This window comes from Komagataeibacter europaeus (genome assembly GCF_002173515.1).
In the GTDB taxonomy this organism is placed as follows: domain Bacteria; phylum Pseudomonadota; class Alphaproteobacteria; order Acetobacterales; family Acetobacteraceae; genus Komagataeibacter; species Komagataeibacter europaeus.
Genome location: NZ_CP021467.1, coordinates 2920313 through 2933520, shown reverse-complemented (window position 1 = coordinate 2933520; position 13208 = coordinate 2920313). Strand labels below are relative to the sequence as shown.

The 13208-nt window shown below is 65.2% G+C and carries 8 protein-coding genes and 4 pseudogenes; 7 read left to right on the top strand and 5 right to left on the bottom strand.

The genetic code is table 11. The features are described 5' to 3' along the window. The first annotated feature begins 432 nt into the window (after window positions 1-432). The 3 genes and pseudogenes from S101446_RS13545 (at window position 433) to S101446_RS13535 (ending at window position 2990) form a co-directional block, all read left to right on the top strand. A complete protein-coding gene (locus S101446_RS13545) occupies window positions 433-1098 on the top strand; it encodes an alpha/beta hydrolase (protein WP_010507247.1) in 666 nt (221 codons plus the stop codon). A gap of 118 nt (window positions 1099-1216) precedes the next feature. Then, window positions 1217-2464: a tyrosine--tRNA ligase gene (tyrS, locus tag S101446_RS13540; protein WP_167376461.1), complete on the top strand. Its 1248-nt coding sequence runs from the start codon at window positions 1217-1219 to the stop codon at window positions 2462-2464. A gap of 11 nt (window positions 2465-2475) precedes the next feature. Continuing rightward, a pseudogene (locus S101446_RS13535) lies at window positions 2476-2990 on the top strand (DUF4186 domain-containing protein). Here S101446_RS13535 and S101446_RS13530 read toward each other — a convergent pair. Beyond that, window positions 2953-3300: a Rieske (2Fe-2S) protein gene (locus S101446_RS13530; protein ID WP_235450371.1), complete on the bottom strand. Its 348-nt coding sequence runs from the start codon at window positions 3298-3300 to the stop codon at window positions 2953-2955. The pseudogene S101446_RS13535 and the gene S101446_RS13530 sit on opposite strands and share 38 nt — an antisense overlap. A gap of 121 nt (window positions 3301-3421) precedes the next feature. Here S101446_RS13530 and S101446_RS13525 point away from each other — a divergent pair, with 121 nt between their 5' ends. Next, entirely contained in the window at window positions 3422-4669 is a 1248-nt protein-coding gene (locus S101446_RS13525) for an aminopeptidase (RefSeq protein ID WP_010507255.1), read from the top strand. Continuing rightward, window positions 4666-5202: a hypothetical protein gene (locus tag S101446_RS13520; protein WP_010507257.1), complete on the top strand. Its 537-nt coding sequence runs from the start codon at window positions 4666-4668 to the stop codon at window positions 5200-5202. The genes S101446_RS13525 and S101446_RS13520 overlap by 4 nt, the downstream gene beginning before the upstream one ends. Window positions 5203-5262: 60 nt before the next feature. Here S101446_RS13520 and S101446_RS13515 read toward each other — a convergent pair whose 3' ends face one another. The 4 genes and pseudogenes from S101446_RS13515 to S101446_RS13500 form a co-directional block, all read right to left on the bottom strand. Next, complete coding sequence (locus S101446_RS13515; protein WP_087608574.1) at window positions 5263-6468, bottom strand: glycosyltransferase family 4 protein; 1206 nt, start codon at window positions 6466-6468, stop codon at window positions 5263-5265. Further along, a pseudogene (locus S101446_RS13510) lies at window positions 6465-8137 on the bottom strand (heparinase II/III family protein). Before S101446_RS13510 ends, S101446_RS13515 begins: the two are co-directional and overlap by 4 nt. Before the next feature lie 37 nt (window positions 8138-8174). Beyond that, on the bottom strand, window positions 8175-8852 hold the full coding sequence (gene rpe, locus S101446_RS13505) for a ribulose-phosphate 3-epimerase (RefSeq protein ID WP_053323381.1): 678 nt from the start codon (window positions 8850-8852) through the stop codon (window positions 8175-8177). A 60-nt stretch (window positions 8853-8912) separates the two neighbouring features. Then, window positions 8913-10246, bottom strand: a pseudogene (locus tag S101446_RS13500) (RsmB/NOP family class I SAM-dependent RNA methyltransferase). Window positions 10247-10316: 70 nt separating this feature from the next. Here S101446_RS13500 and S101446_RS13495 point away from each other — a divergent pair. Both S101446_RS13495 and S101446_RS13490 read left to right on the top strand, forming a co-directional pair. Next, window positions 10317-11000, top strand: a complete 684-nt coding sequence (locus S101446_RS13495) for a YggS family pyridoxal phosphate-dependent enzyme (protein ID WP_087608573.1) — start codon at window positions 10317-10319, stop codon at window positions 10998-11000. Between the two features lie 126 nt (window positions 11001-11126). Further along, a pseudogene (locus S101446_RS13490) lies at window positions 11127-13126 on the top strand (potassium transporter Kup). The last annotated feature ends 82 nt before the right edge of the window (window positions 13127-13208 follow it).

Below are 13208 nucleotides of genomic sequence, written 5' to 3'. Positions count from 1 at the left end.
TACCGCTGCCTCAATGTCGCCCGCCCGTCATCCGGGTCATGGCAAGGAGAGCGAACCGACACGACACACCCGGACCAGCGGCGGAAAACCTTTTCCCCATGCCGGGTGAACACGACGCATCACCATATCTGCCCCCCGCGCAGGGCACGCCTGCCAAAGACGCACTTTATATCCGGTAGGCAGCAGGCCCATTATCAGGCGGGTTGGTATACTTTCGGCCTGACGTACCAGACCGGATCAATTCTGTTTTTCGTGCCACCATCACCGGATGAATACACGACGTATTCCTGCTTCCGGCACGGATGACACCGAAGGACAGCATTTTCTCTGCCTGCCGACCTGACGGGGCATCGCCGGTCGGACGGGCTGTAACAGCAACCTTTCCCGCTGCAATGCCTGTAATGCGCGGGGAAATGCAAATGCGGGATACCTATGCCTGAGGTCATGTTTGCCGGCCCTGATGGCCGCCTGGAAGGTCGATACCACCATTCAAGCGCGCCCAACGCGCCGCTTGCGCTGGTACTTCATCCCCACCCGCTGCATGGCGGGACCATGAATAACCGCATCACCTATGCGATGTACCGCGCGTTCGAGAAAATGGGCTTCTCGGTCATGCGTTACAATTCGCGTGGGGTTGGCCGCTCGCAGGGGCGCTATGACGGTGGCATTGGCGAGATTTCGGACGCGGCCGCCGCCCTTGACTGGATGCAGATGGTCAATCCGAACGCCAGCGGCCTGTGGATCGCGGGGTATTCGTTCGGTGCGTTCGTCGGCATGCAGCTGCTCATGCGCCGCCCCGAAATCACGGGGTGGATCAGCGTGGCGCCGCCTGCCAACCACTATGATTTCGGCTTCCTTGCGCCGTGCCCGTGTGGCGGGCTCATGATCGCGGGGGAAAACGACGAACTCGTGCCCGAACCGGCCGTGCGCAAGCTGGTGGACAAGCTGAACACCCAGAAGGGCGTGACCGTAGACTACCGCATCTTCAAGGGTGCCGACCACGTCTTCGCCAACCATGCGGACCAGGTGGCCGAGGCGCTGGAAGACCACGTCAGCACGGTCATGAACCGCAAGGCGCTGGCGCTGGCTGCCGACTAACGCCCATAACCCATCCCGGTCGGGCCGGGCTGTTCCATCATGGGCCGTGAACATGCTAGAGGCTGGTCCGCGCCGGGGCGGCCCGGCCAGCGATGCCCATCACAGCGCGGAACAGATCATGCCCAAGAGTGAATTCCTCCGGGAAGCCGAAGCACGCGGCTTCATTTTCCAGTGCACCGACATGGACGCGCTTGACGCGGCCATGCAGGCCGGTCCGGTGGGGGGCTATATCGGTTTCGACCCCACGGCGGACAGCCTGCACGTGGGCAGCCTGATCCAGATCATGATGCTGCGCCTGCTGCACCGCCACGGCCACCGCGCCGTGGCCCTGGTGGGCGGCGGCACGGCGAAGATCGGCGACCCGTCCTTCCGCGAGGAAGCGCGCAAGCTCATGACGGCGGAAACCATCGCCACCAACCTGCGCGGGGTGGAAGCCTGCCTGAAGCAGTTCCTGCCGCTGGGCACGGGCGCCACCGATCCGCTGCTGACCAACAATGCCGACTGGCTGGACAGACTGTCCTACATCGACCTGCTGCGTGATGTGGGCATCCATTTTTCCGTCAACCGCATGCTGTCCTTCGACTCGGTCCGGTCGCGGCTGGAGCGTGAGCAGGGCCTGACGTTCCTGGAGTTCAATTACTCCATCCTCCAGTCCTATGATTTCCGGGAGCTCAACAGCCGTCATGGCGTGACCCTTCAAATGGGGGGATCGGACCAGTGGGGCAACATCGTATCGGGCATCGACCTTGTGCGCCGGATGAATGGCGCGCAGGTATTCGGGCTGACAACGCCGCTGCTGACCACAAGTTCCGGCGCAAAGATGGGCAAGACGGCACAGGGTGCGGTCTGGCTGTCGGCGCGTCGGCTGCCGGTATTCGATTACTGGCAGTTCTGGCGCAATGTGGAGGATGCGGATGTCGGCCGCTTCCTCAGGCTGTTCACGGAACTGCCGATCGCGGAATGTGACCGTCTGGCCGCCCTTGGTGGCGCGGAAATCAATGAAGCGAAAAAAATCCTCGCCACCGAGGCCACCGCCCTGTGCCACGGCCGCGCCGGCGCCACGGAAGCCGCCGAGGCCGCACGCCGCACGTTTGAGGAAGGGGCCGTAACGGCTGCCGCCCTGCCCACCGTCCACCTGCCCGCCGCCCTGCTGTCCGAAGGCGTGCCCGCCTTTCGCCTGTTCGTGGAGGCCGGTTTCGCCGCCAGCAACGGGGAAGCCCGTCGCCTGATCCGTGGCGGGGGCGCGCGGGTGAATGACGTGGTGATAAAGGACGAGGCACAGGTCGTGTCCGACAGGGACCTGATTGACGGGTCGCTCAAGCTGTCATCGGGCCGCAAGCGTCATATCCTGGTCCAGCCCGCCTGAAGGGCACGGCCATGACACGCAGGCGGCCAGGCCGGGACAGGGCGCAGGCACGACAGCCCGACCTGTTCGCGCCCGCCACGCCGTCAGTCCCGCCAGAAAGCCCCCGCCCGGCCATGCCGGACCTGCACTCATTACCCGCCGTGCCGGGGAATTGTGGGAACGGCTGGCCTACTCACGTTTCCGCGCGCGCTTCCACCTCGGGGCGAAGGAACGCGATTATCTGGCGACGCGGGGCCTGCCGGAAGTCATGACGCACGCGGCGGATTTCATCGCCACCCGACTCGCGCCCGCCCACCCGGACAAGGACGGCCGCCAGACCCCGTGGCGGGGCCATCCGGTCTTCATCGCCCAGCATGCAACGGGCACATGCTGCCGGGGCTGTGTCGCCAAATGGCACGCCATGCCCGCAGGGCAGGCGCTGGATGCACGACAGCAGGCCTATATCCTGTCGGTCATACAGGAATGGATCAGACGGGACGCAGCGGCCCCTATGGCGCAATCCGCGCCCAGACCTGATCCCCGCTGACCCAGCATTCATGGGATCGCGGCATCGGTCCCGCCGCCTCCATCCGCCCACCGGGAGCCTGCGCGCGCCCGTCGGGGCCAAAGGTCCACATGTGCAGCGGACAGACAATGCGCCCATACAGCACGTAACCGGCGGAAAGCCGGGCATTGCCGTGGGGGCAGCGGTCATCCAGCACGGCGGGGCGGTCGTCCTCCACCATCCACACCACCAGCGCGCGGCCATCGCACATGACCCGCTGGGGTTCCGCGCGTGCGGCGGATACCGCGCACAGGGGACGGGAACCCGGTAACGCCTGTTTCATTGAACTCATGCCTTCCCCCCTGCTGCGCAGTTACCATCTTACGTGAATGGGGTGTGTCGTCTATCGTGCCTGCGCTTCGCGCATGTATGGAGCGGTACAACGGTCAACATTAATCAGGATATGATGACGCATGGTTCTTTCCCCCCAGCATGAACATCTTCTGGACCGTCTGGCTGAAGTCGCCGTCCGGGTTGGCGTCAATATCGCGCATGGGCAGCAGTTGCTGATCACGGCCCCGCTGGATGCCGTGCCACTGGTGCGCCGCATCACGGAACACGCGTATAAAGCCGGGGCATCACTGGTTACGCCGTTCTATGCCGATGACGTGGCGACGCTTGCCCGCTTCCGCCATGCCGCCGATGATACGCTGGATACCGCCGCCGACTGGCTGCAGGACGGCATGGCCAATGCCTACCGCAAGGGGGCCGCGCGCATGGCGATCACGGGGGCCAATCCCGTGCTGCTGGCCAATGAAAAGGCCGAGCGCGTCTCCCGCGTTGGCCGCGCCGCATCGCGCGCGGGGCGTCCGGCCATGGAACTGATCACCCGTTTCGCCATCAACTGGAACATTGTGGCCTTCGCCACGCCCGCATGGGCGCAGCAGGTCTTTCCCGACCTGTCGGTGGATGCGGCGGTCAGCCGGTTGTGGGATGCGATTTTCCAGGCATCCCGCGTCATGGTGAATGACCCGGTCGCCGAATGGGAAGCCCATAACGCCCACCTGCGCAAACGCGCGGCGTGGCTGAACGAACGGCGTTTCGCGGCCCTGCATTTCAGCGGTCCGGACACGGACCTGACCGTAGGGCTGGCTGACGGGCATGCATGGGCCGGGGGCGCGGAACCCGCGGGCAACGGCATCATCTGCAACCCCAACATCCCGACCGAGGAAGTATTCACCACCCCCCACGCCCGCAAGGTCAGCGGGACGGTGCGCGCGACCAAGCCACTGTTCCACCAGGGCACGCTGATTGACGATATCGCCGTGCGTTTCGAGGATGGCCGCATTACCGAAGCCCATGCCCGCACGGGACAGGACGTGCTTGAACGAATCCTTGATACCGATGACGGCGCGCGCAGGCTGGGTGAAGTGGCGCTTGTTCCCGCGTCGTCCCCCATTTCCAGAAGCGGCATCCTGTTCCGCAATACGCTGTTTGATGAAAACGCGGCCAGCCACATCGCCCTTGGCCAGTCCTATGCCAAGTGCATGCTGGATACCGACAACCTGACCGAAGCCCATCTGGCGCAGCAGGGCGCCAATACCAGCTTTATCCATATTGACTGGATGATCGGGTCCAGCAAGATCGATGTGGACGCCGTCAACCATGACGGCACCCGCGAACCCCTGATGAGACAGGGCGAATGGAGCAACCAGCCATGATATCTTCCTTCGTGCGCAAGACGCTTTTGGCCGCCACGTGCGCCCTTGCCGTGGCCCCTCTTTCCGCCGCCATGGCCCAGCAGCCCACGCAGCAGATGACACAGCAGGCCCCCAGCGCGGCACAGCAGGCCGCCATCCAGCATGACATGGAAACCGTGGCGCGCTACAAGCTGCCCAAGGATTTCTTCACGCGCATGACCCCGGTGATGGAACAGATCCGCAACTCGCGCATTTCCCCGCCCGAGACACCGAACATGTCACTCGAAGACACCATCAAGCGCACGGAAGCCATGCCCCAGCTTGAACCGATCCTGAAGCAGGGACACATGACGGCGCGTGAATTCGTCATGGGCATCACCACCTTCGGCATGACCGCCGCCGTGATGCAGCACCCGTCACAGGACAGCCGGTCCATGCCCGCGCTGAACCCGGACAATGTCAGCCTGCTCAAGTCCCATGCGGCACAGACGCAGGCGCTGATCCAGATCATGGGTGGTGGCGACAGCCAGCAGCAGCAGGCCCCGGGACGTTAAGGGAAGAGTCCAGAACAACCTGCTGATAAAAAAGAAAAATTCTTGGATGCCGCCTTTTTTTCAGAAAGGCGGCATCTTCCTGAAGCTTTTTGAAAAAAGCTTCACCAAAAACTTTTTCATGATTTGCAGGGCATTTTTTGCAACGGCTGGATGCCCCGCCGTCAGCAGGGGCACGGTGCGCGCCATGATTTCGGCCTGTGTGTAACAGGCCAGCGCGCGCATCCGTCCAGCTTCGCCCATATGCTGGCGTAACGCGCCGTCATGCACCAGATGTTCCAGCGCCGCAGCCAGCCGTGGCACATTGCCCGGTGGCACCAGCAGGCCGGTCTGACCGGAAACCACCTGGTCGCACGGGCCGGAAATGTCGCTGGCCACCACCGGCAGGCCGCACAGCATGGCTTCGATCACGCTCATCGGCAGGCCCTCGAAATGGCTGGGCAGGACAAAGATATCCGCAGCCGCCATGACCCGCGCCACATCCGCACGGTATCCAAACATGACCAGCCGCGCGCCAAGTGCCGCACGGGCCGCAGCAAAACACGCGCCAAGGTTCTCGCCACGGTCGCTGGGCAGGCGCGTGCCCACCACCCATAACACCGCATTATCAGGTAGGGCACGCATGGCCGCCAGCAGTTCGGGATAGCCCTTGCCCCGCACCAGGCGGGAAACGGCAAGGATGACAACCTGATCCGCCCCTACCCCCATCCGCGCACGCAGGGCCGCGCGCTGTTCGGGCATGGGATGGAACGTGGCCGGGTCGCGCCCGTTGCCAATGGCCGTGGCACGGGGGTGGATATGCAGCCTGCGGGCATCGCGGGCCTCCCTGTCCGATACAGTGAGGTAGATGTCGGTCACCCTGCCAGCCAGCCATTCCAGCGCAAGGGCCACGCCGCGACGCACCCGCGATCCCGGCTGGTTGAACAGAAAACCGTGGCAGGTATAGGCAATGCAGGGCACGCCGCAACGCCATGCCGCGAAACGCGCCAGCAGGCCGCTTATGGGCATGTGGGCATGGACCATATCGGGCTTTTCCGCCCGGATCAGGCGCACCAGCCCCCGCCATGCCCGCCATTGCGCAAAGGGGGACAGGGTGCGTGACATGGGCACGGTCTCGACCCGCAGGCCACATGCCCGGACGTCCGCCAGCAGGGGACCATCGGCACAGACCCCGACCACGTCATGTCCATCGTCGCGCAATGCCAGCATAAGGGGAAACAGGAACTGACGTAACGAGAAATCAACATTCGTGATCTCAAGGATCTTCATGTCAGCAGCAGCAGCTTTTCACGCCTGAACGCCCAGCGTACCACCTGTCGCACCTTGCCCATCGGCCCGTCAGCCTGCGTCAGCAGGGCCGTGCCGCCACCCTCTTCCGCGTCGTGCTGGCGGCGTGCGGGATCGACACGCACGACCAGTTGCAGGGTCGGCTGCGGCACCTGACCGCCGGAATAGACGCTGTCCTCAATGGCGACTTCGCCACCCGCCGCACGGAAACGCCAGTGCTGTTCGCCCGCTTCCAGCAGGATGGAACCATCCTGCGCATCAACCGCGTTGACCGATGGATGCAGGTGCAGACGCAGGACGAAGGCCACTTCACGTTCGCCTTCCAGCATTTCCTCCCCGCGCAGGATCTCGCCATCACCACCCAGATACAGCCTGCGGTAATACGTCACCCCCGCCGAGGGGTGATAGCCATCATGCGACAGGTTCAGCCAGTGCGCCCCTTCGGCCACGGCATGGTCCACGCCCACATGGGCCGGCCTGCGCCGCACCGTGCCGTCCGGCCCGAATTCGGACGACGACATATCCTCCACCACCACGACGGAATGGGCGGCCGTCTGGCGCAGGGCCTCCTTCCACGCGGGCAGTACGCCGCCCCCGCAATTGACGATCAGGCGCTGGCGCGCGCAGGAAAATTCGAATGAAAGCGTCCCCGCATGCGCGTTACGGTCATATTCGGGCGGCGCCGGAATCCCTACATCCACCAGCAGCAGCGACCGTATGGCCTGCATGCGCATGAAACCGCCATCCGGCATGGAATGGGCCACGACACGGGTGCGCGTGGCCTGCGACAGCACCATCTCGATCAGTGTTGCGCTGCGTTCATGGCTGCCGTTGAACAGGGCAAGCCCGCCATCCCCATGCCGCATGGCCCGCAGCACGGGACACATCTTGTCCAGCGCGATGGCGACCGCATGCGGCAGCGCATGCTGCACCGCCTGCATCATGGCCCGCATTTCCGCCAGTTCCCGCACGGCGCGCAGCTGTACTTCCGGGCTGCGTTCGATATGCCAGCCATCGGGCAGGATCTGGCTTTCCACCTCGTTATCGATATAGCGGCGGTACCGGGTCAGGAAGCCGGTATATTCCGGCATGGCCACGGCCACCGCCAGCAGCCCCTTCAGCGCGGTCAGGGACTGCCAGCCATGCCGTTCCGGCGGCATGAGGGCGGCAATGGTGCGCCCTTCCACCAGGATGCGGGCCATGAGGCGCTGGCGGAAGGAATCGCTGGCCGACGCGGCAAAGAAATCATAATGCCCCAGCCACGCCGCGACCCGCGCGCCAATCACGCCGCATTCCAGCGCCAGCGGATCCTGCGACGGATGGTGCAGCCAGTCATCAACCAGCGCGCGCGCCTTCAGCCGCGCGGCGTCGGTGCCCACCGCGCGCAGGTCACGCAACCAGCGGAAACTGAGCAGCCCTTCACGGAACGCGGGTTCAAAATCCGGCGAATCCCACTGTCCCGGCCCGACGGGATGGGTATAGCCCGCCCATGTCAGGCTGCCACGGGCAAGCTGCGCACCCGCCGCCGGGTCGCCCGGCCACAGGTCACGCACATTATGGACGGGCGCGACAGGCAGCCGCCTGCCACCCCCAGCAGGGGCAGCCGCGCAAAGGAAAGGCGCGCGCCCCGCGCCAGACGCTTCAGCGGCATGGGGCCTTATCCCTCCGACACATCAGGGACCATACCCTCACGCCGGGTTATGCGTCCCGGTCCGTAGGTTCCTGATGGCCGCGGCATAATCATCCTGCCCGTACACGGCCGTGCCGGCGACCAGCATGTCAGCACCCGCGGCAACCGCCAGCGGCGCGGTCTGCGGGTTGATGCCGCCATCGACACCAATGCGGATGTCACGTCCCGTCGCATCAGCCATGCGACGCAGGGTTTCGATCTTGCGCAGCTGGCTGGTCAGGAATTTCTGGCCACCAAAACCGGGATTGACCGTCATGACCAGGATCATGTCCACCAGGTCCAGCACTTCGCCCACCGCTTCGGGCGGGGTGGCGGGACAGATGGCGACGCCGGGCTTCACGCCATGGTCGCGCACATGCTGCAGCGAGCGGTGGGTATGGGGACCGGCTTCCACATGCAGGTGGATATGATCGGCCCCGGCCTTTGCAAAGGCTTCAATATACGGATCGACCGGCGCGATCATCAGGTGCACGTCAAACGGCAGCTTCGATTTCGGGCGAAGCGCCTTGATCAGTTGCGGCCCCATGGACAGGTTGGGCACGAAATGCCCGTCCATGACATCCAGATGCAGCCAGTCCGCACCAGCGCGTTCGACGGCGGCGACTTCCTCCGCCATGCGGGAGAAATCAGCCGACAGGACACTGGGCGCGATAAGGGGAGTTTCGAGAGCAGCCATGCCTGTTTTTTAACAGCAATCAATGACTAACGCGAATCTTTCCTCATCCCCGCGTCCATATCAGGCGCGCCGGAACCGCGCGGCGAAGAAGCCGTCCATGCCGCCCAGATCCGCCAGCATGCCGGGATGGGTGCGCAGCCAGCCTTCCGGCGTGCGGGCCTGCGGCAGGAAAGCCAGTTCGTCTGGCGTGAAGGGATCGGGGACCAGCCCCATCGCGGCGGCGGCCAGCGCGCGCTGCTCACCTTCCTCGGGCTGGAGCGAGCATACGGCATAGACCACGCGCCCGCCCGGTCGCAGCATGTCACGGCTGGCGGCCAGCAGCCGGTCCTGCCCTTCGGTCATGGTGGCGATGTCGCGCGGCCGCTTGATCCACATGGCATCAGGGTGGCGGCGGATGGTACCGGTGGCCGAGCATGGCGCGTCCAGCAGGATCGCGTCCAGCGGGGCGTCGGGCCGCCACTTTGCCGCGTCTTCATGGATCACCTGCACGCCCGACAGCCCGAGGCGGGCCAGATTCGCGCGCAGGCGTTCGATCCGGCGGCCTTCGCGTTCGATGGCGAACACCTCCGCCCCCGCAAAGGCCAGCTGGGCGGTCTTGCCACCGGGTGCCGCGCACAGGTCGGCCACGCGTTCGCCCGCCTTCACATCCAGCAGCCGCGCGGGCAGGCTGGCCGCCATGTCCTGCACCCAGAACGCGCCTTCGGCAAAGCCGGGCAGGTCCACGACCTTTACCGTGCCCGCGGCGAAGCGCACGCTGCCACCCGGCATCACCTCGCCCCCCGGCGGGGCTTCGGCGCCGGGGCGGATGGTCAGGTCCAGCGGCGGCTCATGGCCCAGCGCGCGGGCAATGGGACGCGCAAGCTTCCCCATGACTGCCACAGCCACGGCGGCACATCCAGCCGCGCCTGGTCCAGACCGTCCAGCGCCCCGGTCCCGCCCGCGGCCACGCGGCGCAGCACGGCGTTGACCAGCCCCGCGAACGGCACCAGCCCACGCCTGCGCGCAAGGGCCACGGACGTGGCCACGGCGGCATGCGCCGGCGTGTCAAGGAACAGAAGCTGCGCCACCCCGATCAGCAGCACCACGCGCACGGGTTCGGGCGGCTCGCGCTTGAGGAACGGGGACAGCACTTCATTGGCGGTGCCCATGTGCCGCAGCACGGTCGCGGCCAGCCTGTGGCCCGCGGCACGGTCACGCGGTTCAGCCGTGCGGGCGGCGACCGAGTGGTCCAGCGACGTATCGAGCATGCGGCGGTGGACGATCACCCCTTCGACGATGTCAAAGGCGATGTCGCGCGTCGGATCAGGGGCGGCCTTGCCACCACGCCGGTCGGGGCGACCTTTGTCGGGACGGCGACCAGTGGGGCGGGGTGACGGGGACGGGGAAGGCTTCATGTAATCCTGACCTGAAAGCTGCGACATGCGGGGGCTTGACCGGGGAGGTATTCAGGCCAAGCCTAGAGCCATGTCAACATCCACATCCATAGCGGATGCCCTGACGGGTATCCACGCCCGCATTGCCGCCAGCGCGCGGGCGGCGGGCCGCGACCCTTCCACCATCGAACTCGTGGCCGTTTCCAAGTTCCATCCACAGGCCAGCGTCATCGCGGCGCTGGAGGCGGGACAGCGGATATTCGGTGAAAACCGCGTGCAGGAAGCCGCCGCGAAATTCCCTGGCCTGCGCACGCGCTGGCCCGACCTGCGGCTGCACATCATCGGTGGCCTGCAGACCAACAAGGCGCTGGAGGCCGTCAGGATCGCGGACATGATCGAAAGCCTCGACCGCCCTTCCCTGTCGGACGCGATCGCGCGCGCGGCCGAAAAGGCAGGCCGCCTGCCAGACCTGCTGGTACAGGTGAACACGGGCGACGAGACCCAGAAATCAGGCGTGAAACTGGAAGAGGCCGATGCCTTCATCGCCGCCAGCATGACGCGGTTTGGGGACAGGATGCGTGGCCTCATGTGCATCCCGCCGCACGATCAGGACCCGATCCCGCATTTCCGGCTGCTGGCGGACATGGCGGCGCGGCATGGACTGCCGGTGGTGTCCATGGGCATGTCGGCCGATTTCGAACGCGCGATCGCCTGTGGGGCCACGCTGGTGCGGGTGGGCAGCGCGATTTTCGGCGCCCGTCCGGCCCATGCCTGAACGTGCCTGAATGGCACCTGAGCGGAGACGACCCTTGCTGCGCATGGGGCAAGGCGGTAATGCGAGACTATCCGGTCGCGATGTGACGCCGGTTTTCTGTCTTCATTGCCGCGGAGCCGTCACGACATGACGCAACCCACGGGGCCTTCTGCCCCCGGATCCCCGACGACGCCGGATGGCGCAGGTCATCGCGCAACTGCCGTGGACAAGGCCACGACCACGCCCAAGATTACCGAATACGGCGCGGACCAGCACGAACACGCGGCCAACCCCGTGGGCTTCGCCGCCCTGCTGGGCGTGCTGGGCGTGGTGTTTGGCGATATCGGCACAAGCCCGATCTATGCCCTGCGCTCGACCATCATGGTCGTCTCGCAGCATCACCGCGTCGCACCGTGGGAGGTGCTGGGCGTCCTCAGCCTGATCATCTGGTCGCTGCTGCTGATCGTGACGGTCAAATACGTCATCCTGATCATGCGCGCCGACCATAATGGCGAAGGCGGGATCATCTCGCTCATGTCGCTGGCCCAGCGCGTGGCGCCGAGCAACCGCATGCGCATTGCGCTGGGCATGGTGGGAATCGGCGGCGCCTGCCTGTTCTTTGGCGATGGCATGATCACCCCCGCCATTTCCGTGCTTTCGGCGGTGGAGGGGCTGGAGGTCAGCTTCCCCGCCGCCCGTGACCTGGTCATTCCCATAGCGCTTCTGGTGCTGGTCGGCCTGTTTTCGGTCCAGTGCTATGGCACGGGCAAGGTGGGCACCGTGTTCGGGCCGATCATGCTGGTGTGGTTCAGCCTGCTGGGCATACTGGGGGGCTGCAGATCCTGCATCACCCGGCGGTGCTGCTGGCGATATCGCCCACCTATGCCGTGCAGTTCATTGTCTATCACGGGTGGCTGTCGTTCATTGCCCTCGGGTCGGTCGTGCTGTCGGTCACGGGGGCGGAGGCGCTGTATGCCGACATGGGGCATTTCGGCCGCCAGCCCATCCGGTATGCGTGGCTGTTCTGCGTGCTGCCCTGCCTTGCGCTGAATTACCTGGGCCAGGGCGCGCTGATCATTTCGGACCCCAAGGCGCTGGCCAACCCGTTCTTCCTGCTTGGCCCCCACTGGTTGCAGGTGCCGATGATCATCCTGTCCACCTTCGCCACGGTCATTGCCAGCCAGGCGGGCATTTCGGGCGGGTTCTCGCTGTGCCGCCAGATCATCCAGCTGGGCTACCTGCCGCGCATGCGCGTGACCCACACCAATGCGGAGGAGGAAGGCCAGATCTACCTGCCGGAATTCAACCGCTTCCTGATGGTGGGCGCATTGCTGCTGGTGCTGGCCTTCCGCAGTTCGGACGCGTTGGCTTCGGCCTACGGCATTGCGGTGACGGGCACGTTCATGTGCACCTGCGTGCTGGCGATGGTGGTGTTCCGCAGGCTGTATCACTGGTCGCGGCCCGCCGCGATCGCAACGTTCGGCGGCTTTTTCCTGCTTGATACGACATTCTTTGCGTCCAACGCGCTCAAGATCCCGCAGGGCGGCTGGGTGCCGGTGCTGCTGGGCATCGTGCTGACGCTGATGATGACGACGTGGAAGAAGGGCCGCCAGCTGATCATGAACCGGCAGAAGCAGGACAGCATGCCGATGAACTCGTTCCTGGCCCGCCTGCCGCAGTCGCGCATCATCCGCGTGCCGGGCACGGCGGTGTACATGACCGGGAACCCGGATTTCGTGCCGGCCTGCCTGCTGCATAACCTCAAGCACAACAAGGTGCTGCATGACCACGTGCTGTTCGTGACCGTGCAGACGCTGGACCAGCCCGAAGCCGATCATGGCCACCGCGTGGCGCTGCAGGAACTGGCCCCCGACATCTACCGCATCATCCTGCGCTACGGCTTCATGGAAATGCCCAACCTGCCCCGCGCGCTGGAGGACCTGAAGGCCAGCGGGCTGGATTTCGATGCACTGCAGGCTTCCTACTTCACCAGCCGCGAACTGCTTGTCCGTTCCTCCGTGCCCAAGCTGTCGCGGTGGCGGATGTCGCTGTTCCTGTTCATGGCGCGCAACGCGACGCCGGCGACCGAGTTTTTCCGTATTCCACCCGACCGCGTGGTGGAACTGGGCGTGCGGCTGGCGATCTGAAAAAACAATAACAGTTTTTGGGTGTCGCCTTTTTTCAGAAAGGCGACATTCCCTTTGAAGCTTTCTGCAGAAAGCTTCACCA